At 47.5% G+C, this 23,554-nt stretch carries 18 protein-coding genes; 1 reads left to right on the forward strand and 17 read right to left on the reverse strand.

What is annotated here, in order from left to right:
• Positions 1-655: 655 nt before the first annotated feature.
• The 4 genes from HOK28_01935 to HOK28_01950 all read right to left on the reverse strand — a co-directional run bounded on the left by HOK28_01935 (position 656) and on the right by HOK28_01950 (position 6,434).
• On the reverse strand, positions 656-2,008 hold the full coding sequence (locus HOK28_01935; GenBank protein ID MBT6431820.1) for a cytochrome P450: 1,353 nt from the start codon (positions 2,006-2,008) through the stop codon (positions 656-658).
• 361 nt (positions 2,009-2,369) lie between these two features.
• Complete coding sequence (locus HOK28_01940) at positions 2,370-3,185, reverse strand: hypothetical protein (GenBank protein ID MBT6431821.1); 816 nt, start codon at positions 3,183-3,185, stop codon at positions 2,370-2,372.
• Between the two features lie 467 nt (positions 3,186-3,652).
• Positions 3,653-5,257 (reverse strand): glutaminase A, encoded by a 1,605-nt coding sequence (gene glsA, locus HOK28_01945; protein ID MBT6431822.1) that lies wholly within the window; start codon positions 5,255-5,257, stop codon positions 3,653-3,655.
• Between the two features lie 121 nt (positions 5,258-5,378).
• Positions 5,379-6,434 (reverse strand): glutamine synthetase, encoded by a 1,056-nt coding sequence (locus HOK28_01950; GenBank protein ID MBT6431823.1) that lies wholly within the window; start codon positions 6,432-6,434, stop codon positions 5,379-5,381.
• 289 nt (positions 6,435-6,723) lie between these two features.
• Here HOK28_01950 and HOK28_01955 point away from each other — a divergent pair, with 289 nt between their 5' ends.
• Positions 6,724-7,398: a response regulator transcription factor gene (locus HOK28_01955; protein ID MBT6431824.1), complete on the forward strand. Its 675-nt coding sequence runs from the start codon at positions 6,724-6,726 to the stop codon at positions 7,396-7,398.
• Positions 7,399-7,568: 170 nt separating this feature from the next.
• On the opposite strand, the gene HOK28_01960 is transcribed toward HOK28_01955, so the two are convergent.
• The 13 genes from HOK28_01960 to HOK28_02020 form a co-directional block, all read right to left on the reverse strand.
• Positions 7,569-8,978, reverse strand: a complete 1,410-nt coding sequence (locus HOK28_01960) for an ammonium transporter (protein MBT6431825.1) — start codon at positions 8,976-8,978, stop codon at positions 7,569-7,571.
• A gap of 379 nt (positions 8,979-9,357) precedes the next feature.
• On the reverse strand, positions 9,358-10,884 hold the full coding sequence (locus HOK28_01965) for an NAD(P)/FAD-dependent oxidoreductase (protein ID MBT6431826.1): 1,527 nt from the start codon (positions 10,882-10,884) through the stop codon (positions 9,358-9,360).
• A gap of 27 nt (positions 10,885-10,911) precedes the next feature.
• Positions 10,912-12,069: a hypothetical protein gene (locus HOK28_01970; protein ID MBT6431827.1), complete on the reverse strand. Its 1,158-nt coding sequence runs from the start codon at positions 12,067-12,069 to the stop codon at positions 10,912-10,914.
• Between the two features lie 12 nt (positions 12,070-12,081).
• Complete coding sequence (locus tag HOK28_01975; protein MBT6431828.1) at positions 12,082-13,902, reverse strand: hypothetical protein; 1,821 nt, start codon at positions 13,900-13,902, stop codon at positions 12,082-12,084.
• A gap of 1 nt (position 13,903) precedes the next feature.
• Positions 13,904-14,653 (reverse strand): outer membrane lipoprotein-sorting protein, encoded by a 750-nt coding sequence (locus tag HOK28_01980; GenBank protein ID MBT6431829.1) that lies wholly within the window; start codon positions 14,651-14,653, stop codon positions 13,904-13,906.
• Between the two features lie 25 nt (positions 14,654-14,678).
• Positions 14,679-16,007 carry an ABC transporter permease gene (locus HOK28_01985; GenBank protein ID MBT6431830.1) on the reverse strand — a complete coding sequence of 443 codons (1,329 nt, stop codon included), beginning with the start codon at positions 16,005-16,007 and terminating at the stop codon, positions 14,679-14,681.
• Between the two features lie 15 nt (positions 16,008-16,022).
• Positions 16,023-16,571 (reverse strand): hypothetical protein, encoded by a 549-nt coding sequence (locus HOK28_01990; GenBank protein ID MBT6431831.1) that lies wholly within the window; start codon positions 16,569-16,571, stop codon positions 16,023-16,025.
• Positions 16,565-17,260, reverse strand: a complete 696-nt coding sequence (locus HOK28_01995) for an ABC transporter ATP-binding protein (GenBank protein ID MBT6431832.1) — start codon at positions 17,258-17,260, stop codon at positions 16,565-16,567. The genes HOK28_01990 and HOK28_01995 overlap by 7 nt, the downstream gene beginning before the upstream one ends.
• 141 nt (positions 17,261-17,401) lie before the next feature.
• Positions 17,402-20,314, reverse strand: coding sequence for an aminotransferase class III-fold pyridoxal phosphate-dependent enzyme (locus HOK28_02000; protein ID MBT6431833.1), 2,913 nt, complete (start codon positions 20,312-20,314; stop codon positions 17,402-17,404).
• A 5-nt stretch (positions 20,315-20,319) separates the two neighbouring features.
• On the reverse strand, positions 20,320-21,063 hold the full coding sequence (locus HOK28_02005; protein MBT6431834.1) for an SDR family oxidoreductase: 744 nt from the start codon (positions 21,061-21,063) through the stop codon (positions 20,320-20,322).
• Positions 21,064-21,065: 2 nt separating this feature from the next.
• Positions 21,066-21,680 (reverse strand): hypothetical protein, encoded by a 615-nt coding sequence (locus tag HOK28_02010; protein ID MBT6431835.1) that lies wholly within the window; start codon positions 21,678-21,680, stop codon positions 21,066-21,068.
• Positions 21,681-21,704: 24 nt separating this feature from the next.
• Positions 21,705-22,517, reverse strand: coding sequence for an alpha/beta hydrolase (locus tag HOK28_02015; GenBank protein ID MBT6431836.1), 813 nt, complete (start codon positions 22,515-22,517; stop codon positions 21,705-21,707).
• A gap of 16 nt (positions 22,518-22,533) precedes the next feature.
• Positions 22,534-23,538: a hypothetical protein gene (locus HOK28_02020; protein MBT6431837.1), complete on the reverse strand. Its 1,005-nt coding sequence runs from the start codon at positions 23,536-23,538 to the stop codon at positions 22,534-22,536.
• Positions 23,539-23,554: the final 16 nt, after the last annotated feature.

Genomic DNA, 23,554 nt, shown 5'->3' on the forward strand with positions numbered 1-23,554 from the left:
CTCATCAGCAGCCCTAGGCTGCGCACGCTCGAGCCCAATCAAATCCCACTCCAAGCAAGGCAACCGCCGATGCTTACACATACAAAACAGGAGTGAGCCCACCAGCACCCCGCCCGAGGACGCACCGCTTCTTTTCGCGCAACGTTGGCGCATGCAGGGATAGTTCAAACTGCCAAATTGAATTCAAAGTATTGCGCCTAGGTGAGCACAAAAGAAGTGGGCGCCCGCAGCAGGGAAGCGGTAACTTGTGTTTGCTTATCAGACCAAATTATTTTCGTAATGATTTCGTGAAATAGGAGGCATGCTAGAGCGCCCATCGAATCGACCTCAGGTTGTATGCAGTTACTGGTGCCCATCAGGGTATTCTCGCCGCGACGTTACCATCGGACCACAGTGTTCTTTGTATCATGTTGGAAAGTGCGTGGACTCAAATTCCTATCACAAAGAAAGCTGCGGTTTTGCCGGTAAGGTGTGTATGAGCGGTATGGACTGCGAAGATGCTAAGCCTGGAGAACAAGGGATCTGGTCTAAAGAGATGACACCGTTGTATGGGACCTTTAGCGACCGGAGTGGAATTTCATTTTGACAACGGACGCGGGTAAAACGGCAGAGTTTAATCTATTCCATAGTAAGTCCCGACCTGGGTTCGTTTCATCTAGCGACGAGAGTATTTGATCCGGCAGGGGCTCTTGGGCCACTTGGTCTCTTGGCCGGGTTTGGCTCTCGGGTTTTTGTCCAAAAGCGTGATGTTGTAGTTCTGTAAGAGCTTGGCCATGATAATTTTCATCTCAAGCTTGGCAAAATTTACACCCGAGCAGCGATGAATTCCGCCTCCAAACCCAATCAGGCTGTAGGGTTTCTTATCTTCGGCCCTATCCGGTGCGAATCGTAGTGGGTCATACCTATCAGGGTCTTTGAAGACTTCTGGGATTCGGTGCGCCGTATCGGGAACGGCAAAGACCATGGTGCCTTGTTTGATCTCATACCCATCGAGATAAAAGTCATCTCGAACCCCTCGCATGTACATGTACGCAACAGGGTGCATGCGCTCGGACTCTTTGATGGCCCAGTCAATGGTCTTGAGCCCTTTGAGCTGGTCGGGACGATAGTTCTGGGTGTCACCGATGACTTCGGCAAGTTCCCCTTTCACGCGCTCTAGATAGTCTTCGTTTTGAAGCAGCTCAATCAGCGTCCAGCTGGTCTGTCCCACGGTAGTTTCGTGCGCTGCCCAGGGAATGAAGAGAAGCATACTTACCAAGAGCCCATCGGGTACAGGTTTGCCGTCATAGTAGGTAGACTCAATGAGTTCCTGAAATAGGTCCTTGGGCTCAAGCGGATTCTTACGGCGCTCGTCCATGAGCTCGTGGATCATGGTCTCAATCTTAGCCTTGGCTTCTTTACTGCGCTTGAACTTAGGCAAAGGGAGCCACGATGGAAGCACCACATCGGCCCCCTGAGAGAATTTCCTGAAGACTTCGAAGTATTCTGAGCCGAGTTTTCGTCGAAACTCTTCACCAAAAAAGGCGCTCGCTCCCACATGCATGACCAGAGGGCCAAAGGCATCGGTCACGTCGATCTCGCCCGAGTCCCCGAGGATATGCTCCATGAAGTAGTCCACCTCTGAGACCATCATGTCCACGAAACGATTGTTGTGTTGCAGAAGAGGTAAGATCACCTTCATCTGTTCTTGGTATTCGGTTAGGTGGGCAAAAAAGAAAAGTCGCTTATCAAACATCTTCATGAGCGTTTCGTAGCCTTGGCGCATGGAGAAGATACCATCGGTCTCTTTAAAGAAGAACTTATGATAATCCGGTCCAATCAAGGCAACGGCCTTTTTCATACCGAGGTCAATCGAAAAAATGGGGCCCTTCTCTTTATAGCCTCGACGCATGACGCCTGTAGGGTCCTTGAGAAATTCCAGTGTATGGCCCACCATTGGGAGACGTCCACCAATCATGGGAGGGGCACTGAGGGTATCATTTGACGCTTTCGAAACATAGGTAGTCATTAGGCTTGCTCCTCGCGTGTGAAGTTTGTCTACTCTCAGGGCTGGTTGACCCACAGATGACTTGTTCACCCAATATGTTTTTAGAAATCCCCCTTGGGAGTGACCAACCTTAGTATGCTTTTTATTCATGGTGAAATTAGACTCTTGTAAAACATGGTAAGTCTTATTTCTCATAATGAAATATGAAAAAAATTACGCGACTGGCCTTGCGTTCTTCTCGTGGCTATGGATGAAGGATTGTGAGTAATCTCAATATGGTAAAAATTATTTAACGGGAACTTTTGTTTTTTTCGTAGGCCAAATGCTCTTCGTAATGATTTTGTGAAACAGGTAGACCGCAGACATTTCTACTTAATCTGTTTTACAATGACCCCTGGTCTGGTTTTGAATCAGCCAATACCTGGTTCATGAATTCACGGGCGACCTTCACGTAGTGGGGGATGTCTTTATGGCTGATCTGGTTTTTTGTCCCACTGACTAAGAATGTTGTTTGCAGGCCTTCCCAGATGAGGTCTTCTTCAGCAGCGATGCATCTCGTGATTGGGGCTCTGAGAAAATTGATTATTGCATCTCTGTCATGGCCCTTAATCCAGTGTGCATCACTGAATGGGCGGTCGTGGAGGAGCTCGATTTCATCGCTATTAAGCCATTGCTGAATACTTGGATCCCGGTTGACATGGTCGTTTAGTTCTTTAAGACGCTGTCCGGTTAGCGCATTAATACCTTCTTTGAATTGCTGAAAGGCATGGAAGGCTCCACCGAAATTTTCTCGTACCTTGTCTATGGCGGTTTCGGGCCGAATGTAGAAGTGGGGCATGGTCATGCGAGGGTGGCTTAGGACGATGACGGTTTTCAAACGAACATGGCCTTTTCGCATATTTTGAATGCGTTCGTGGGCTATGTAGGTGAGGTCAAAAATACAGATTGTGCCTTCACCCTCCTGGCGAGTGAGTAAGTTGTTGACCTTGGGGCCGTGGCCGACTTGGAGCGTAAAGAACTTGGCGTACTGGTCGAGCAGGGAAGGGTCTTTCTGCTTGTAGTTGCAGTCCAGTTCGTAAGCGAGCTTTCTCATGGCGCGCTCACGTCGCCACCGAGCGGTGTAGATATAAAGAACGCCGCAGCCAATGGTCAGAGCCATGAGGTTGGCGAGCAGGGTTTCCAGGTCTAATGTGTCCATACAGACTTATACGCCATCGCTTCTCCCACGTCGAACTCCAGCAAACCCATGAGAACACCATCACCCTTGAATTGTGTGAAAACGAACCAAGTATTCATGCACGACCCTTTGATGGTGACAAACTTCAGACTCTGCATGAAGATTTATGGATACACCTTATGCGCTCTGAGAAGAACGAAAACAGGGAGACCGGCGATTAGACCATGAAGAGCAAATTCTTAAAAAATATCGAAGGTGTGCACTTTGCTGATGGTGGTGTTTTAACCAACGACCTTTGAATAAAAGGTGTCCCGAGCGCTGGCGGCACTTAAATCAGTATGTGCCAAAAGCAGGGGAGGGCTTGGTCCCTCTCCTGCTTTTTTTTGTATTCAGTTCAATAGTGCAATGACGTGATACACGGTACGAAACTGTCATCGTCATGAAGGCAACACTTGTGAAAAATATTTTCTAATGTGTTGCCAGTCCTCTTAGTTCGATGACGCACTCTTCAAAATTTTAGCAATATCTTTGTGATTTCCTTTTTGGGCATCCTGCAGTGGTGTCCCGCCCCATCTGTCTACAGGATTGAGAATAGCTCCGTGCTCGATGAAGAGCTCTACAACGTGGCATTGCCCTTCAGCGGCAGCGAGATGCAGCGGCGTACGCCCATCGTAATCCGATGTATCGATGGAGGCGCCGCGAGCAATCAATCGCTGAATGGCGGTTAGATCACCTTTACTTGCGGCCCAAATCATCATGGTGGTGAGATCACTCTCATTGGCCATGGTTTGAATTCGGGGATCTTTCTTGTCCGAAATACCAGTCAGGTTATCGTAGTTGTGGAAATTATAGCGGCTAACAAGTTCTTTACAGAAGGCGATGCCTCTTACGGAGTTGCCCAAACGGTCAAGTCTTGGAGACCAAGTGCATAGCCCCATCACATTCGGCACAACAATCATCATGACCCCAGAGACACCGCTCTTAGCAGGCAGACCGATGGAGAAAGCAAATTCACCACTGAAGTCATACATGCCGCACGAGTACATAAGTGAGAGGCAATTTTGAACTGTTTCTGGACCAAATACGCGTTTGCCGGTGGATGGACAAATGCCGCCATTGGCAAGTGTGGCTGCAACCATAGACATCATGTCTGCAGTCATCTCGATGGAGCAGGATTGAAAATAGAACTCGAGAATATCGACGAGTTCTGTATTCTCAGGGAATGCTTTGTTTTCACGCATAAAGTAACCCAGCGCGAAATTACGGTCGGCAGATTGACGTTCTGACAAATAAACCGAATTGCTAAAGGAAGGCTTTTGTCCACCCGCAAGCTCAGCCCATTGTTCCATGACATAGTCAAAGCGGTCGGCCACATTGAGCTCTGGTTTAATCAGAGAGCAGGTCATGATTGCACCGGCATTGATCATGGGGTTGTGGGGTCTACCATTGTGGTTCAAAGCCAGCTCATTGAACCCGCGCCCGCTTGGTTCACGGCCCACATGGTTATGAACTTTTTCCGTGTCATTGGTTTCAAGTGCCAGGCAGTAATTAATTGGCTTTGTTGAGGATTGTACGCAGAAACGAACATCTGATTCACCGATGGAGAATCGTTGGCCATCGATTGTGCAAAGCGAGACACCGTATTGGTCAGGGTTCACGCGTCCAAGCTGCGGAATGTAGTCCGCAACAGTGCCGTCGGTGTTGGTTTTGGTGACGTCGTAGATTTCCTGCATCTCGGTACAGAAATTTTCGAAATCGGGAATCACGAGTCGGCCTTGCAATGCTTGCTCAACCAATGCAACCGACGGAGCAATCGCGCCTGAAAACTTTTCCAATTCGATTTTGTTCGGCGGGTCCAGCTCTTGCAGTCTTTTTTGTGTCTCTACGAGCCGAGGATCATCAAGGTGAAGTCCTGCTTTTTCCAGCGCTATTAAAATCTGTTCACGTTTTAAATAACCGAGTTGATGGCTATCTAAGGCTCTAAAAATGGCTGCTTCACGTTCAAGATGTAAATCAGGAGTTTGCTGTGGTTTGGTGGCCGAAGCCTTGGATTTGGTTTTCTTTTTGGCAGTTGTGGTGCTGCGAACTTGCATATCGTTTTCCATGGTTGAGGTTGTGAGACATCGACAAAAAAAATGACGCGAGAATAGATAAGGTAAAGAAAATTCTTTACCCCATGTAAACATCAGGGACTAAGAAGTCGGAACGGCAGAATCAGTCGATTCCACAGACGCTCATAAGGATGCGACTGCAAACCTGGTATGGGTTTGCATTGGCACCGGGGCGACGGTCTTCAATATAACCGTAGCCGTCTTGAGAAACATGTCGAGGGATCCGGATGGATGCACCTCGGTCAGCGACGCCGTGGCGAAACTGAGTGATGCTGCAGGTTTCGTGCTCGCCCGTGAGCCGCTCTGCAAGACCGGCTCCATAAATAGCGATGTGCTCTTGATGCTTATTACCAAGGGCAGCAATTGCGTTTTCAATGGTTCCCATTCCGGTAAATTTGCTTCGCATATTTGCGGTAGAAAAGTTGGTGTGCATTCCCGCGCCATTCCAGTCGCCTTTGATTGGCTTGTTTTCAAAGGATACTTGAATGCCTTCGTCTTCTGCGATGCGGTGCAGCATCCAGCGCGCAACCCATAGATGGTCGGCGCAGATCAGCGGATCGATGTTCTCATTGGTATCACCACGAAAACCTATTTGGAATTCCCACTGACCAGGCATGACTTCAGCGTTCGTTCCGAAAAGCAGCAGGCCGGCGTCGAGGCAAGCATCGGTGTGACGCTCAACAACCTTACGGCCGTACGCGACATTGGCGCCAACGGAGCAGTAAAATGGCCCTTGAGGTGCTGGGTAGCCACCGTTTGGCCAACCAAGAGGATTTTGCTCCATAAAGAATGTGTACTCTTGTTCAAAACCAAACCATGCTTGCTCGCCGGCTGCGCCTTTGTCGAGCACATCGCGAAGTTGCGCTCTGTGGTTCGTTTCGTGAGGACGACCATCTGCATACATGACTTCGCACAAGACCACGATCGAGTTTCCACTGCGGATAGGGTCATTGGTTGTAAAAACAGGCTTAAGGGTGAGATCTGAGTCACCGCCTGTTGCCTGGTACGTCGATGAACCATCGTAGCCCCAATCGGGTATGTCTTTAACGCAAAGTTCTTGGGTATTTTCTACACGTAAGATTCGGGTTTTAGAACGAAGTTCTTGGGTGGGGTGGGCTCCATCGAGCCATAGGTATTCCGCTTTGATTGTCTGAGTCATTGGTTCCTCATGGTTTGGTAAGGTTCACTGAAACAGCCAGTGACCGTGGTGCTAGGTCCAGAAAACAGATGGGGGGAATCTGTTTCTACGAACCGCTGCCCTACGCCCGATTGTATTTGGAAGGTATCAGGAATCGATGGAATTATTCGTCCGACAAAGCAGTGAATGTTTATCGGGGATTACCTGACGAACGTTTGATTGATAATTCGTTTGATTTATCGCAGACACGACGCTTGAAGTTTGTTACTAGCCGCTCAAATAACAATATTTGTTTGAAGGAGGCGTTTCGATGAAACTCGAGGGCTTGATCCGTATTTACCTGGTGGATGATCATCCAGTATTCAGGTTGGGGTTAGCTGGCTTGTTACGTGCAGAACCAAAAATGCAATTAGAGGGCGAAACGGATTCGGGTCGCCAGGCATTAGAAGAAATTCCATCGAAGAAGATTGATATTGTTGTTTTAGATCTTTCCCTTCAAGATATGAGTGGACTGGACTTAATTCGCGAGTTACGCAGAGAAAAAAAAGACGATTTTTCAATACTTGTTTTATCAATGCATGACGAAGATGTTTTCGCCGAGAGAGCGCTCAAACTGGGTGCAGATGGCTATTTGATGAAGAATACGGCCCCTGTGGATATACTTCATGCCATTCGTCAAATCGCACGTAAAGAAGTTGCGCTTAGTAAGCGTCAGTCTGATTTGATGCTGAAACGCATTCTCGGCCGCGGGTCTCATAATGGTGATTCACCATTGCAGTCATTAAGCGACCGTGAGTTGGAAGTTTTTGAATTGGTGGGTCATGGTAAAAGTACTCGTATTGTCGCGGAGAAACTTTTTATCAGTGTGAAAACCGTTGAAACTCATCAAGCACATATCAAGCGCAAACTTGGATTATCGAATCATGCAGAATTGATGCGTTCAGCATTTGCCTGGATCAATGAATTGAACCCCTCGATTACTTGAAGCCGCGTATAGTCTATTTTTAACGCATTGCGGTATGTTCGTTTTGATACACTGTATAAAAGAAGTTGTGTGGTGGTGTTGGTGGTAAAAAGTCATGCACCGAAGGAAAATTGAATCGAGTGCTCAGATGCATGACTTTGTAAGTGCCATCTAAATAGTTTGGCTAGAGATTAATGACTCAACGCCTGGGTTAACAAGAGCTGTTGAAGCAATGACTCCGTGAGTAAACCTCTTTGAATCAGCATTGAGCCAAGCGGCTCTGGATTTTCTTCTTTTTTCTGAAGCGAGAGGCAACTCTCGATATCCTTTTGACTGGCCAGCCCGTGTTGGATGACCAATTGGCCGAGTGGTAAGTTGGAATGGGTCGCATAGGCTGATTCACTGTGCTGTGCGCGATCCAAATTGTCTTCTTCGGGGCTTTGCACACGGATACCAACCGTCATCTCCAGTAATTTGAGCAGAAGAGCGGTGCCTGCGCCAGCGAATAGAATCGTCGCAAGGGTAGCCTCTGTTTGTGGAAGCATTAAATCAATATTTCCATAGATTAGGCCGTTGTCACTGCCTGGGTTGACTTTTGCGCTTGCGAAAACGCCGGTTAGAATGGAGCCAACAATGCCTCCAACACCATGGCAGGCGAAGACATCAAGGGTATCATCGAAGTTTCTTCGGCTAAGAAACCGAAGCGTTGCGTAGCTTGCACTCGCCCCTAAAATTCCCATAACAACCGCTCCAGTAACGGTCACAAACCCAGCGGCGGGTGTAATCGTGACCAGTCCCACCACGGCTCCTATGGATGCGCCAACCGCGCCGGCGCGTTTCTTTAGAACAAGATCGAGCAGGACCCACGTTGCAAGGCCAGCTCCAGCTGCCAGGTGGGTGGTGACCAATGCGTGGGCTGCAATGCCATCAGCGGCTAAGGCTGATCCGGCATTGAATCCAAACCATCCCATCCATAGCAGCGCTGCGCCTAGAACAGTCATGGGCACATCGTGAGCGTGTGCGGCAACGCGCTCTTTGGGATCACGTGGTCCAAGAACCATGGCGGCAACCAGGGCCGAAACACCTGCGGAAATATGCACGACGGTTCCACCGGCGAAATCAAGTGCACCATGTTCTGCAAGCCATCCTCCACCCCAAACCCAATGGCAGAGTGGGCTGTAAATACCGATGCTCCACAGGATGATGAAGAGTATGTAGCTTGTGAATTTCATTCGCCCAACAAGGGCTCCGGAAATTAAAGCAGGTGTGATGATGGCAAACATCATTTGAAATCCCATAAAGAGATTATGAGGGATCGTACTTCCTTCTTGAGGCTGCATATCTACACCGCTTAGAGCAATAAAATCGAAACCTCCTACCCAGGGATTACCGGGTGCAAAGGCCAGGGAATAACCGACCCCCATCCAAACCAGACTGATCACGCCAAGAGCGATCATGCTCATCATGAGGGTATTCACGACGTTTCTTTTTTTAACGAGGCCCGCATAGAAAAAAGCGAGTCCAGGTGTCATTAGCATTACGAGTGCAGTGGACATAAGCATCCAGCTTGTGTCTCCTGCATTTAAGAGTGATGTATCCATTTTCAATATCCTTCTTATTCAGGGGGGTCATATTTTGAGACCCGAGACACCTAGCATCAAGTAGGGCACTACCGTTCGGTCGATTGCCTGATTTAACGCCGGATTATTTTTGTATGGATAGACTCATTAAGAGATCGGGGAATATACTAAGGGGGTCAGGGTTGTTGCCCGACCAAGAGGTCACATTGTTTGCGCGATGGCAGTGATAGCGGCAGGCTGGTTTGCTCTAAAACTTCTAATATTCCAGAGTCGATGATCTCTCTTCAGAGGTGAGTCTCCACGCGTATGTGCCGTTTATTAGAATGACAAGCCTGATTCCGATATCGCGTTTCGATTTACCCTGTTTTAGCCGAGTGTTCGAAAACCTTTGCTTTGGGGTCTAGCGCCCCTCACACAACTTGAGTGCTTCCTTCACCACATTCTTTCTAGTTAATGTTGATACTGCCATAAGGCCACCGAGGAATGCGCCTACCACTCCCGGACTGCATACATCTTGCCCGCCCAGTAAAAGGCCTTTGATGGGTGTCACAGGTTTAAGATCCTCTAAGTTGTAGCGGCCCGTATATGCCCCAACGCCGTAGCATAGGCCCTTCATGTGGGATGTGTAATGTTCAATCGATAAAGGTGTGCTTACATTTCGATGTATCACGTGGTTTGAGAAACCTGGAAACACAGATTCGACTAAATCTTCGACTTGATTGGCTAGAAGCTCTTTGTATTCAACATAATCATCGCCGCGATTTCCTAATTGTGTTTCCTTCCATTTATAAAAGTGTTTTGTGTTAACGGTAGCAATCACCTGTGCGGAATGTTGGTTTTCGTGTATATTCACATAATTGAAATGTTGGGGCTGATTTTTTTCAAGCTCTTCCCAGTCTGTGACATCAACGGAATCGACACCGTCAAAAACAAAGTAGTTACCCTTAGGTACACTTTTCGAACTCGAAGATTGTTCGTCCAAGCAATAGTTTAGCACAACAAATGAGTAGAACTCCCGAAGGGACTTTATTAGATTTAAAGAGCGCGGTTGGTACTTATGCTCAAGCTTCTCAAAAGTTTCGAAAAATCCGATTGTAGAAATGACCGCTTCCGATTCATAGCAGCGACCATCGTCTAGTAACACTCCTTGAATGGTTCCGTCTTTTACCAAGAAATCTTCTACACCATGTCCAGTGATAACTTCGCCGTTATTTTTTTTGATGGTGTTTCGAAATGACTTCGAAATATCCATAGCACTGTTTTTCTGTATATATGAGCCATTGAGCGAGTCCCAGGCAAAGAAAGCATGCATCGTGAAACTGGCAAGGTTTGGGGGAAGGCCATAGTTGTCCCATGTGTACGCGAGATGATTTTGCAATTCGGTTGAGAACCCATTTGTGTCGAAGTACTCACGGACGGTGACCTTATCGAATTTACGAACCAAGTTCCCAAGAATTGATTTCGCTCTTTTTCCGACCTTGGTCTCTCGTAGACACTGATAGCCACAATAATGGTCAAAGTCCTCTGAGATGTTTCTGATATCTTTGAGATACCGAATGATTTTCTTCTTTTCATTGGGGAATAAGTCTACGAGCTGATCTTGATATTCTTTGTGTCCGTTAGGTCGAATAAATTCTTTACCATTATGCAGGAACCGTTCAACATCATCTGGTAGCTTAACCCACGGGGCTCCGCCCCCACTCAAGAGCGTCCAGATTTTTTCGTAGTTATCTTGTCCACGGGCAGGCCAATTAAACCAGTGGAGTCCTGCATTAAAACGTCGTCCCTTAATCTTAAAGGGGACTGTCATGCCGCCGAAGACTTTGTGCTTCTCAACAATAAGAACTTTCATTCCAATTAGGCCACAAAGGGCAGCTGCAGTCATGCCGCCCATGCCGCTTCCAACAACAATCACGTCGTACTTCATGATAGCTCCTCACACATCGATGGTAGGTCAAGGACAATGGTTGACCTTCGAGGTCTGTGATGGGTCGAGGCTGGCTAATAGATCTGGCTCAACCTCAGTTAATTTATCGGCCGCTCGACAAAAGAAATGGGCGGGTGTGTCTTTGTTCACAAGAAGCAATTGGAGATCTGAGATAGCGACTTCTCGTTTCTTAAAAAAACTTGGGAGTGCAAAGTAGTAACTGGCGCGGGCAAAGCGAAGCTCATCCAGGGTTGGGTTCTTTTGAATAACTGCATCTAACTCTTTAGATGATGCAGAAACAATATTGAGTCTGGTCGTCGGCCCAAGTTTTTTGTTGCGTGCTCGCATGCCATCAATAACGGCGCGGTAGCCTTTGGCGATTGGTTGTCCCGGCTCTTTTTCGAGCACTTTTTCAAACCAATGCCGTGCACTTGGGATTTGGTTGAATTGAAAGCTGAGTCGAGCAACTTCCAGCATGGAATCTATGGATTGTGAATCCGTCGCTTGTTGGGCTGCTTGCTCTAATTGAGCTTTTTCAAGGGCGCTCAGAACGGTATCGGTTTCGTGCTCTTGAGGAACCAATACATGAACACAGGTAATCGTTAGGGATGCAATTACAAGAGCTCGAACTGTTGTTTGGGCCGACCAGTGATGCACCCAGTTACGTTTGTTTTGGGATGTCTTAAGGGTTGAATCAACCAGAGAGCTAATGGGAATGCAGATTAGGGGAGGTAGCCAGTATGCACTCGTGTTTGGGACAAGCGAAACCGCCAGATATCCAGCGACACCAAAAGCGAGAGGCTCGGTGATTTTGATAATCAGGCTTTTTGTTTCTACATTAGATACCCACAAGGACAATGCTTCTAATGTTTTAACGAATGCAAAGGCGGCATAATAGAAAGCACCCGTGTACGGTAATATCTCATCAGGATTACCCATCAGCGCGGTCAAAAATTGGCCAGTAGCGGCGATAGAGCACGCGGTGTAGCCATCATGGAAACTGAAGGCGTGAAGATATTGAATGCAAATAATCGAGAGGATGAGCGCGATTGCTCCAAGTCCTAAGAGGGGCGGGATGGTGGACGTTATAGCGGCTGCACCAAAACCGATACAGATAACTGCAGGCCCCCAACTGTGTTGACCATGATTACGGGTATTCTGGGTCCGGGTTGGTGGTTCGTACATGCTTGGCTCCGTCTAAATATTCATCGTGAAGTCGATTGCGCACTGGACCCCAAGGGGAAGTTGCGCGAACAACGTCATGGATTTCGCGAGACCGGTCTCGCATCTGACGCCAAGATTGGATTTTTCTCCGATGTTTGTTGATAGGCTCGCGGTGATCAGCAGGCCATCTAAAGGATAGAGCGCCATGAAGTTCAAATCCCACTGTATCTCGGCACCTGTTAGGCTCGCGAGCCGCACAAGGGCGCGATGCCGGTAGAGTTCTAGTGGATTCCAGTTTTCTGATGCGATAGCTCCCAGGTTTTGGGCGGCCTGCGCCGTACCCTGTCCCGTTAAGGATTCGATGACTTGAGCATAGGCTTCATTTTTTTTGGCCGTAAGGCCGTCCTGATCGTAGATATATTCAAGTGAGAGCCGCAGTTGTCCCAATTTGCCGCCGTCAAAGTCAAATTCTGGTCCCGCGCTAAGGCGCAGCCATGTTTTATTGGAGCGGTCATCGGGTTGGATTCCTTGGGGAGTCGTTTTCCAAATTACAGTCCGCGCCCCGTGTTTCACGCCAATTTCGGTGAACCAGTTTGTGGTCTCCCCGATCCATTCCAAGCTCATGGAGAACCAAGTGTTAGAATTTCGATTGATTGTGGCGTCAATAAACAACTTGTCGTTGAAGTTGGTTGCGAGACCAGCCTGATAAGCTGCTGTCTGGTCATAGCCGAGAAGCGCATCACTGTACTTTGACTCTAAGAACGGAAAGTAGCGCCCGTAAAGTTGAATAGCGTGTGGCAAAAAGAACACTTGCTCTACTCCAACCGGGTTAACTTGTTCCCAAGGAGGACGACGGCTGTCCCAGCTCCAACCATTGATTGGAAGACTGTATGCAGGGTGAAATGAGAGTCCGGGGCCTGTATCAACTCGGATAAGGCCTGCGTTGCTAAGAGATACAATCTCTCCGAATCGGTTCTCGAGGCTTAGGGTTGCAAGCTGAAGCCTACTTTTGTTTGTCTTGATAACTTCCAGGTCCCGGTCTTTCTCCAGTGCCATTCCCAGTAGAATATCCACATGAATGCTTAAGCGGGTGTGCCAGGTATCGTTGACTTCAAATGACCGTGTCCATCCCAATTGTGTATTGGCGATGACCAATGCCGCCAGGTTCTTGGACTGAACATCAAGATCTTGGTGAATGAAGCTTTTTACGTTGGAGTTTTGTGCACTTAAAGAGGTGACGAGTTGTAGATCGGTGCTCCACGCTTTGGGCTTTGGTTCTTGTATGACCGTTTCTTCGATGGGGGAAAGAAAATCCCAAGGGTCATTGGATGTATCGGTGCTTGCTAGAGGCTGGCTCACCTCAGAGTTTGAAGTCTCATTCTCTTTCTCGGTAATCAGTAATAGATCCTGAGTTGGCGAGGCGATGGTTTCCTCATTGTTCTTTTCGATAAGAGGCAAAGATTCTTGTGCAGCAGTAGGGATGATGGGTACTTCAGTAGACTGCTCGACGAGCAGGGAACCAAGCGCTTTTTCTTTTGGTTCGTGTATTAACGCTGCTGCGGTAACTTGTGGGCAGTTTTTTTCCAGTTGTTGTCGTTTTGGAAATAGAGATTTACCTTTCCACTGGACGTTTATACGCCGAGGGAATGTTGCCAAGACTGATATGGTGGTTCCTTTGCCCATCCACACCTGTGGCCCTTTGCCACTTTGTTTCTTACTGGCGCGAATTGGCTTGGTGAGAACGCATTGGTCATTAATCTCTTGTGCCATTGCCGGTAGAGCCAAAAGCAGGTTGCCTATAAGTATGAGCGCAATGAACCAAGCGCCTTGGTGTGACGAAAGCCGGTTGTACATCTTAGTTCTCGAAGTTGACCTTAGGCAGATAGTTCTTATCGAAATAAGCCGTTGGTAGTTCCGAAGAGTCAAAGCTAGAAAATAACGTTCGGGTTAAGGATTTGGGGCGCAGCGCGTCTTCAATAATGATTTCACTGCAAACTTCTTGTCGACCGATTTTTCTGTAAGATCTGTAGTGAGCAGTCTTCAGTAACTTGCCGCTTTTGGTGAAGAAACGTGCGTGTATTGGTGCGTAGGTCTTTGCATGAACCGTTAACTCTACTTGCTTGTAGAGCGCGCGGGAATTCGATGCTTTGAGGCTAAGCTTTATTTGGCCTTTTTTCTCTTCGGGCTCAATGGTCGCATCGTAGTACTTTTGCAATTCAATGTTTACGGTGTCCCCAATGGAAGCACTTCCTGAAAGTCTTTGAGAAGCTGATACAGGGATAGGCCGGGATGTCTTCTGATTGTACACCCACATCTTGTTGTCTCGAAACAATACCAAATTGTTGCGTTCTTGTGCCGGTGACAAATAGCGTAACAGTACTTTTCGTTCTTGGTCTTCTCTGCCAACCCACATTTGGTAATTGGTTGTAGATGAAAGTTTTTTGTCTTCGTAGACTTCAATTTTCATCCGATTGCTGTAGTCGCCATTGAGACCACGATGGGCATCGACCACTTTTAGGATCTCTGACGGTTCGATGGTTTGGCTTGCAGATGCGATGCCTGAGCAAGAAATTGTTAATAGCAATGTCATGGTGAAACGATTCATTTTCATAGTCTCCGCGTGAGGTGGTTTATCCGTTTCGAAGGGCTTGGATGATATTTGCTTTGCAACCCTGGTAAGCAGGGAAGAGGCACGAGAGGAACACTGCACATACAATGAACTCAAACACGTGAAGGACAAACCAAGGTGTTTCAAATACTCTTAGCTTGATCAGATACCCTTTGCTTGCTCCAGGTGGAGGAGGGGCTTCAATGCCAAATTGATTGAATACAGCGACCGCACCGAGACAGAGGGCAAGAGCAATTGCTCCCATGACGAATCCCAGTAGTATCGTCTCGTTCACGAATCCTTTTAAGATTGAGTTGGGCTGGGCGCCAAATGCACGTAGCAGCGCAATCTCATCTGTTCGTTCGGTTGTCATAATCATTAGGACACTGCCAATAAAGAGCAGGGCGAAGAGCATAATCACCGTTGAAAAGAAGGTGAAGATGTTTTTATAGAGCCTCTCTACCGATCCATAAAATGTAGCCAGTGATTTCCAATCTCGGTATTCGAGGATAAACCCTTTTTGACTGAGAAGGTCTTGGGTGTAGTTCATGACCTCGAGAAGGTCTTCGCTGGATTTGAGGAGGATAATTACTCTATCAACAGATTCGGTCCCCAACATGTCCCATGCATTAGAAAGTGTTAGCTTGACCGCCACGTCATCGTAATCTTCCGAGAAACTCTCCGTGACTCCCTTTACTTCTAAGTCTGTCGCGGCCATCCCATCGTTGGGACTGTTGGATAGTAAGGTGAGGATAGTACCTGGCGAGGCTGCCAGCTGGGTTGCAACTCCCTTACCAATAAGACCAACTCCCTCATCACCGCTGGAAAAGCGCTGACCTTGTGTGATGGTTTCTCCAAATGCCGATAACTTTCGATCCGCAGCTGGCTCAACAGCTCGCGCAACGAATGTGGCAGACGTATCGCCGTTTGAAATCAGGCCGCTGAAATTGAGTTCTGGTGCAATAACGTCAATTTTTGTCGCGAGGAACGGATCTTTCTTCAAGCTTTCGACGAGGCTTTTGTATTGCGTAAGTTTGTACTTCCACGGTTCTTGTTTCCCGTGTTCTGCATAGCCAGCCTGATATATTTGGAAATGCCCGGTCTCGCTGCGAATGGTGCTTTCTGAAAGGCCCCAAAATGAATGTTGGAAATAGCCGCCCATAACAGTTAACGCCATCATACAAACAAGTATGGTCGCACCTAGAATGATGCTGATGTGTCTACGCCCCAGGATGGCCTTTAATGAGAATCTCAAAAGACCTGGGGTACTCACGATTGAGTAGGTAAAATACACGAGCGCAATAAACATAAGCAGGTGAAGGCTGCCGGTCATGATTGGGTTGAACATCATTGGCTTGTTTTCCTTTTAGGGAATTTGTTTCAGCGCCATTTCAACAGTGCTGCGCTCGGTTTGGGTCAGGGTGTATGTGCTTGCGAGTTCGTCCAATACACTTTTTGCTTCAGCTTGCTTCTTAAACAGGGCTGGAAGGCTGGCGAGGGTTACGCCGTAATATAAACGAACCATTTTTTGTTTTGGGCTTTTCTTGAGTGCCTTTTGTAGGATGTCCAGACCTTCATCGACACATTCTACAGCTTTAATAAGATCGACGTCTTGGTATACGTCACCCATTTTTGCTCGGTAAGCGCCATTGATTCCCGTGAGCTCTGGGTGCTTGAAATGAGTTTCGAGTGATTTGATTTCGGCCCACTCTTTTTCGATGCCATCAACACTATCGGCGGAATTGTTCAATAAGTACCGTGCGTATACCAATGCCTGTTTTTGAGACTTGGTCTGTTCATATTTGTTACGCAGTCGACTCTTTTCTGCCTGCGCTCCGGAGTTGGAGCACGCGAGTACTAAAAATGTAGCGGCCAGAGTCATAGATAGAACAGATTTCGATTGGGCGATTAACATGGGTAAATTTCTCCGTCCCTCAGGGTGATGATATTTTCATTGAATGCTTCAATGACGGTTTGGTCATGGGTGGATACGATAATAGCGGCATGGTTTTGTGAACTAAGCCGGTCAAAGATCTTAAGTATTGATTTGGTGGTAACACTGTCGAGAGCGGATGATGGTTCGTCCGCAATGATCAAATCGGGTGATTTTAGAAGTGCGCGTGCAATGCAGACCCGTTGTCTCTGACCACCACTTAGTTGGCTTATCCTTTTGTTGATCTCGCGACCAAGTCCAACGCCTCGCAAAAGTTCTTTTGCCAATTCATAGTCTTCATCCAGTAGTTTTCTAGTATGAATGATTGGCAGCAAAACATTATCGAGGGCGCTGTAAAAAGGAACGAGGTAGTTTTCTTGAAAAATGAATGAAATCTTTGAGGCTCGAAAATCGGTTCTGATCGATTCGTCTGCCTTCGAAACCTCTTGCTCTGAGAAATGGATAGAACCACTTGATGGCGTTTCTAAGAGTCCTAGGAGATTTAAGAGGGTAGTCTTGCCGCTCCCAGATGGACCTACCAGGCAATAGATTTTGCCTCGTTCTAAGGTCAGATTGGTTGGTTTAAGGGCCTGTATCGGATTGCCGTATGACTCTCCATAGGTCTTACTCACGCCGTTAAGAGTGGCCACTGTCTGAGTCTTGGGGTTCATCGATGCTTCCGTTACTTTCTAAGCCAGTAAAATGTCCGGGTTTCACACTAGGGTTTCGCGACGAGGGTCGTGTTTCTGACGAGTTTTTTGAAATATGTGAAAGTGTCGCAATAACGGCAGCTTAAGCCGCGAGGGCGGGACCTAGAGGCCCCTGGTTTGGGGAACCGTGGCAGCAAATCCATAGCTTTCAGCCAAGGCCGTCACTTCTTTAACTTGTTTGCGGGTGATGTCTCCGAAAGAAAAGTTACGTCCACTTCCGGAGAGTCCCATAAGCATGGTTTCGGCCACACAGCCGTATACAGTGCCGTGTGGTAGATTTTTTACCGTTTCGGTCATTTCTTGTTGAAACGGAAGCTTGGCCAAGCCGCCTTGCATGTAGGTTACGTCATGGCGGTCTTTAACATCTTGCTTGGCATTGAGTGGAACACCAATATCAACCACGACTGCTTCATGCTTGACGATGTCGGAGCCGACGAATGGCTCGCTTGCACTGGCTGCACATACGACGATGTCGGCGGAGGCAATGGTAGCCAGTGAATCCGTGACCGTGACGAATGGATCTGTTCCAAATTCCTGCTGAATTAAGGTTGCAACATCCTTACCTGTATTCTTCGGCATGTCCTTGTCACCAAGCTCTGCGATAAAATCTTGCACAGATGTTAAATTCGCAACATCAAGTGCCAGTCCGCTCAAAGACTCTTTGCCTTCCTTACGAATGGTTTCGATTAGGGTTTCATAGACGCGGTGATAGGCTCTTGAAAGTCGCTTAACTGATCCAGCTCTACCGCTGCCCACAAGCATCAAGTGAGCTACACGCTCAGCGAGTAGTGCTGAGTAGACCTGACCGATATTTCCAGCACCTCCAACGACTGCAGCTGTGCAGCCGTCTAGTTGCTTACCTGTTTTTTCGGTGGCCTCTTGCATGGCCTTAAAACCCATGCCTGTCGTGAGTGCATTGCCCGAGGTATATGGCATTCCCGGTACTCGCGGTAAGGCTTTACCATTGTTGGTCACAACCGAGGTGAACATCCCCAAACCAAATGCAGTACAGCCGTCTTTTTTAGCTTGTAATGCAGTGTCGTAAATCGCTTCACGTAGATCATCTAGTCCAGGGCCATTGAGATCCCCCAGGACTTGGCTGGCGGTTCGGCTTAAAATGTAGAATTGAACATCTACTTCTTTGCCAAAGGAAGCCGTTATTCTCTTTGGAACCGACGGCGCGTTGCACATGATGGTCACGTTGTTCGCATTATAGATACCGGCACGTTCTTCATTGGTGAGCCGTTCCAACGCGGGGTCGTTGTCGGAAATGTTAACGGGGTCCATGACATGGGCGATGAAGCCGATTTTGGGAACACCAACTCTCGATTTCTCTTTATAGTGAGCCCGCTTTTGTTTCACTTCATCACGTCTATAATCTCGGATTTTGTGATCTCTAGAGGACCGGTCTTGATTACCTACGTGCTGGAGTAGTTGATAGCTGTCTTGGTAGTAGAGGGTTTTGCATAATCCTTCGAAGCCCTGAATAATGGTATCTACTTCATCATCGGTGAGTGTTACGCCTGGCTCAAGCCGCAGGGTTGACGGTGCGCTTGCGGTGGGGACAGCTCTTATTCCCTGAACTTCTTGGAGGTAAGAAAAGAGACTGTAGCCCAGTCTGTTGTGGTGTGACACAAGTCGTACGACTGCGCTGTCCGCATCAACGTCCTGAAAGAATTCAACTCCAATCATTAAGCCGATTCCGCGAACTTCTTTAATGGTACCTGGGTATTTTCTGGAAAGCTCGCGGAAACCCTCCATTAAGCGGTTCCCAAGCTCAGTGGCTCTCTCGTAAGCAGCACCTTCGTCTTCTTCGAGCATGTCGAATACTGTGAGTGCAACGGAAGCACTCAACTCATCTTCAGCAAAGGTGCTGGAGTGAATGATCCCAAAGGCATCCTCGTAGTTGGCTCGCTTAATCAATACCGCGGCGTTTTTGGCAACACCTCCGCCAATAGATTTCGCGAAGAGAACCATGTCGGGGGCTACATCATGCGGTTGGCAAGCGAAAAGTGTGCCGCTGCGTCCCATCCCACATTGAATTTCATCAAAAATAAGAGGGAAGTTTTTGTGGTCGCATATGTTCCTAAAGTCCCGAAGGGTGCTACCCGGAATTGCGTGTATGCCGCCTTCTCCTTGAATCGGTTCAATAATCGCCGCAGTGTAGGCCGGGTAATCTTTTTCGACGAGGCTGATTTGATTTGTCTTTTTATTAATCACGAAATCGTAAAAAGTTTGGCTAACCTCATCCATGATGAATTCGATTTCCGAAAGGTCTTCGTGATCAATGAAAACTGTTTGCATCCCGAAATACAAGAATGCTCGGCGGAAGGTTTCATTGTGGGTCATCTGTGCCGCAGCTACGCTTTTTCCGTGAAATGCCTTTTTGAGCGCAAATATGATGGGGCGAGAGCTCAGGGCCACACTGTTGAGTCGTGATATATACCCGCGTAATTCCCCTGGAGTAAGCGTGTCTGCAAAAATTTGCTCACGCAGCTCTGTTTCAGCGAATAGTTCACCGGGGATTTCCACTTCGCCGTCGTTCCATCTCGCTTCCAGATCGTTGAACTTCTGGTCCAATTTTTTCGTAAGTTCCTGAACTTTTAGGACTCTCTGAAATTCCGCATGCTTAATAGCAAGGTCAACTGCTTCAGCGCCGCTGTTCGCAAATCGCACCACGTAGTCTTCGTCTAGATATTTTTCGGCCAAACCTGATAGTCGTTCGGCAAGCCTTGCGGTGATAGGGCGGGGCGCGAATTGCGTGTGGATGGGAGTTTTGTTGTTGAGGAAATCCTTAACCGTGTCGTGGATTCTTGGGTGATTGTGCCCAAACATAAGGGAACCATACCCGCAGAGACAATCAATAATACTACCTGTTTCTCCTTTGGCATTCTTATAAGTGAGCGTGTGTCCTTCTGCTTTGATAAACGTTTTCTCTACTCCGTTGGCTTTCAATAATTTGGCTTGGAGTGGGTTTACATACTTTTCGTAGGTGGTTAATTCTGGATTGTTCATTGTATTTAATCTCCCTTGGTCGTTTGTACGAAGCCACCGTCAATGACGAGGTTGCTTCCATTACTGAGTGCAGCCGGGTGTAGGGCCATGAAGGCTACGACGTCGGCGATTTCTGTTGGTTCTGCAAAACGACCCATTGGAATTCTAGAAAACGCGCGTGGGTCCGTGTACCAAGGAGCTGCTTTGATCATATCGGTTGCGACAGGTCCCGGTGAGATACAGAAGTAGTTTGTGTTGTTGTCACTGCATTGGGCGCTTGCCTGAGTCCAGGCGATAAGCATTGCCTTGGAAACGGCGTATGCACCTTGGCCTGGTCTTGGTCTCACACCGGAGACACTTCCCAGGGTCACAACAACTGGTTTTTTTGCTTTGTTGAGTGCCGGACGCACATGGTCATAAACCCGTAGGCTGCCCCATACGTTGGTTTCTAAAACGCGTTCCCAATCTTGGGAATCAAGGCTGACGAGTAGGTCATCTTTAAGTACACCAGCGTTGTTGACCAATATGTCGAGTCGATCGGTTCCAATTTTGTGTGCAATGTTTTGCACTGACTTCTCGTCCAGCACATCCAATTCAACGAATTCAGCAGTACCTTCGTTATCTGAAATTAGATTGATGAGGTTTTGTACTTCCTCTGTGAATCGGCGTGCTGCAATCAGTACATGAAACCCTTCTCGGGCCAGGCGCTCGGCAATAGCTGCCCCGATTCCTCTCGAACCGCCTGTTATGAGTGCTCGTTTTTGTGTCATCTTTAGCTCGCCTTTCTTAGGCCGGTTTCAATGCCCTGTGCGGTCACGAAAAAATTGTTATTGATGTGGGACCAAGAAAGAAGTCCGCTTAGGTCGGTTGGATCGATGGTATTGCAGATGCCTAGATAGTTTACTGCAACTTTCTTTCTTGCCAGTTCCATGCCCGCCACCTTGGCCAGTGCTTCAAGGCCTGCGTTAAGAGTGGACTCGATGACCAGTGGGTTGGACGGCGCTAAGATGCTATGGCCAATCTCACTGTTGAGGATCCAGACGGAACCGGATCGAGCGCGCATCAAAGGACGGTAGAGTCCTTTAAGTGCGAGGAATGTTTGATTAAGCAGTCCCCGAATATTCCGGTTGCAGCGTGTATCGGATTTCTCTAATGAGATGCTGGGTACAATCAGTACAGTATCAAATGGTCCTAGGGTTTTCACCAGTTCGGTATGCGAGTTGGTCCCGTAGTCCACTTTTTGGTAGACCTTTGTCGGATCAGCTATGTGACTGGTTGTCTGGGAATTCGTAAGAACTGTTACATCAAATTCGTCATGGAGCTTATTAAATAAGCTTAAACGATTTGGTGTGCCCACAAACTGAATTAGTAATTTCTTGGTTTTCATAGCTAGCAATACGCTGGCTGCGCGTCAGTTCTGACAAAAAAACTTACCGATTGCTTGGTTTAGTGGACGGTGGTTTTCAATATAGGAACAGTGACCGGTATCTTGAAGGGTAAGGTGTTGTGACTCGCGTATTTGAGTCTGCAGTGCCTCTTGGTGTGATACGGGAAATACTGTGTCATCACTGCCACTTACGATGAGAGTAGGGCAATCAATTTCTGCGGCCATCTCTTGGAGATCGGGTTTGCTTCCGATTGCTTGAAGAAGCTTTAACACACCTTCACGGTTACGATTGTAGGATGCATATTGATCGAGCAAGAGCGATTCCATGGATGCTATCCTGGGAAGATATTTCGCCGAATAGAACCAGGGATAAACCAGAGAAAATATCGATTTCAGATCATCTCCCGAGCGAATAGATCTCGCAACACCTTCGACTATTTTTGAAGCATGACCGGCGACTGTGGCACTCGTGTTGAGTAACACAAGTCGTTTAACGAGCCCGGGGTGTCTGGATGTCAGTGCCATGGCAAACATTCCACCTACGGAATAACCGATTAGATTTACCGGTTTGGAGGTCAGTTGTTTGATGAGCTTGGCAATGTTGTCAACTATCTCTAAGAAACTGATTTCGTTATTACTTTGCGGTGTTTCACCGCAGCCAGGGTAATCTAGGTATATTAAACGATATTGCTTCTTAAAATCGGGATAACGTTCCTGGCGAATCCAAGCCTTATGGTTGTGGAAAAGACCATTTAGAAAGACGATTGAATCCTCGGCCTCTTTATTGCCGGCTTGATAACAACGGATAGCCATTGGGGATGAAGACGATGATGCCACTTGTTTTTGCACCTTGTTATGCACATTTATCAACACGGTGTTTTTCCAAAAACTGAAAGAATTCTTCTCGATGGGTGGTATGGAATTTAGCTTTCTTAACTCGAAAGCGTTCAGCCTTCATGACCACTTGGCCTGTACTGTCAGCAGCAATGATATCGGCTTCCATATAGGTGTCGTCCATCGTGACACGTCTCACCAGGACCCTGCAGGGGCCTTCTGTGGGGTGTTTAGATAAAATGGTGATGTCTTTAGCGCCTACTGGAAGGCTCCCAAATACGCGTTGTAGCCTAGAGAGAAAAACCATGTACTGGAGGCAGGAATCGTAGCCTAAGGGAGACGTCATGAAAATCGATTGCTGGCCTTCTATATAGTCTTGCTCCTTCGCACCGCAGTCGTATTCGCCGTAAATGTATTCTTTATTGTCGCTTACGGAAAAGTTACCGGTAATACTCTGAAATTGAACACCATGTGATGGAGAATAAAACCGATAGAATTCGTTACTGGGGAAACTAAATTGAGTGAAGTTCATTTCCGGTAAGAGCAAGGATTCGGGTTTCTGAATTCTTGATGTTACAATCACGCGTGCCGAGGCGTTGACTCTTTTTCCTAATATTTTCCCAACTTTATTGACGCGGTCGGAAGTAATGGCGAGCTCGTAGATAGTTTCGGTATCGGATTTTACTTGTCGTGTGAGCCCAATTTCGATGGTGAGTGCTTTTCCTGGCTCAATTGCGATGGCTCTTTCAATGTTGAGGTTTCTAACGTGTGAAATCTCCAAATGGGGGCTTTCTAATGATGTGCTTAACCACTTGGCTGTTTCGCAAAAAAGTTCAATGATTTGGGTGGCGGGCACGAAGCAATCGCCACCAAAAGTGTGGTCATGTAGATACTTATGGTGTTGAGTATCAATATGTACCCTGAGGCCTTTTAGTGCAGAACCTTCGGTTATGACTTCAGTACACCCGTGGAGATGGGGCAGAGATAAGTTCTCTACCATTTTTGTGTTCATTAGCTGATTCATTGTTTGTTCCTGGTGG

The organism is Deltaproteobacteria bacterium (assembly GCA_018668695.1).
GTDB lineage: Bacteria > Myxococcota > XYA12-FULL-58-9 > XYA12-FULL-58-9 > JABJBS01 > JABJBS01.

Coding starts and splice junctions, on each gene's coding strand:
- HOK28_01935 (MBT6431820.1), bottom strand. CDS start 2,008: ATGACTACCTATGTTTCGAAAGCGTCAAATGATACCCTCAGTGCCCCT.
- HOK28_01940 (MBT6431821.1), bottom strand. CDS start 3,185: ATGGACACATTAGACCTGGAAACCCTGCTCGCCAACCTCATGGCTCTG.
- glsA (MBT6431822.1), bottom strand. CDS start 5,257: ATGCAAGTTCGCAGCACCACAACTGCCAAAAAGAAAACCAAATCCAAG.
- HOK28_01950 (MBT6431823.1), bottom strand. CDS start 6,434: ATGACTCAGACAATCAAAGCGGAATACCTATGGCTCGATGGAGCCCAC.
- HOK28_01955 (MBT6431824.1), top strand. CDS start 6,724: ATGAAACTCGAGGGCTTGATCCGTATTTACCTGGTGGATGATCATCCA.
- HOK28_01960 (MBT6431825.1), bottom strand. CDS start 8,978: ATGGATACATCACTCTTAAATGCAGGAGACACAAGCTGGATGCTTATG.
- HOK28_01965 (MBT6431826.1), bottom strand. CDS start 10,884: ATGAAGTACGACGTGATTGTTGTTGGAAGCGGCATGGGCGGCATGACT.
- HOK28_01970 (MBT6431827.1), bottom strand. CDS start 12,069: ATGTACGAACCACCAACCCGGACCCAGAATACCCGTAATCATGGTCAA.
- HOK28_01975 (MBT6431828.1), bottom strand. CDS start 13,902: ATGTACAACCGGCTTTCGTCACACCAAGGCGCTTGGTTCATTGCGCTC.
- HOK28_01980 (MBT6431829.1), bottom strand. CDS start 14,653: ATGAATCGTTTCACCATGACATTGCTATTAACAATTTCTTGCTCAGGC.
- HOK28_01985 (MBT6431830.1), bottom strand. CDS start 16,007: ATGATGTTCAACCCAATCATGACCGGCAGCCTTCACCTGCTTATGTTT.
- HOK28_01990 (MBT6431831.1), bottom strand. CDS start 16,571: ATGTTAATCGCCCAATCGAAATCTGTTCTATCTATGACTCTGGCCGCT.
- HOK28_01995 (MBT6431832.1), bottom strand. CDS start 17,260: ATGAACCCCAAGACTCAGACAGTGGCCACTCTTAACGGCGTGAGTAAG.
- HOK28_02000 (MBT6431833.1), bottom strand. CDS start 20,314: ATGAACAATCCAGAATTAACCACCTACGAAAAGTATGTAAACCCACTC.
- HOK28_02005 (MBT6431834.1), bottom strand. CDS start 21,063: ATGACACAAAAACGAGCACTCATAACAGGCGGTTCGAGAGGAATCGGG.
- HOK28_02010 (MBT6431835.1), bottom strand. CDS start 21,680: ATGAAAACCAAGAAATTACTAATTCAGTTTGTGGGCACACCAAATCGT.
- HOK28_02020 (MBT6431837.1), bottom strand. CDS start 23,538: ATGAATCAGCTAATGAACACAAAAATGGTAGAGAACTTATCTCTGCCC.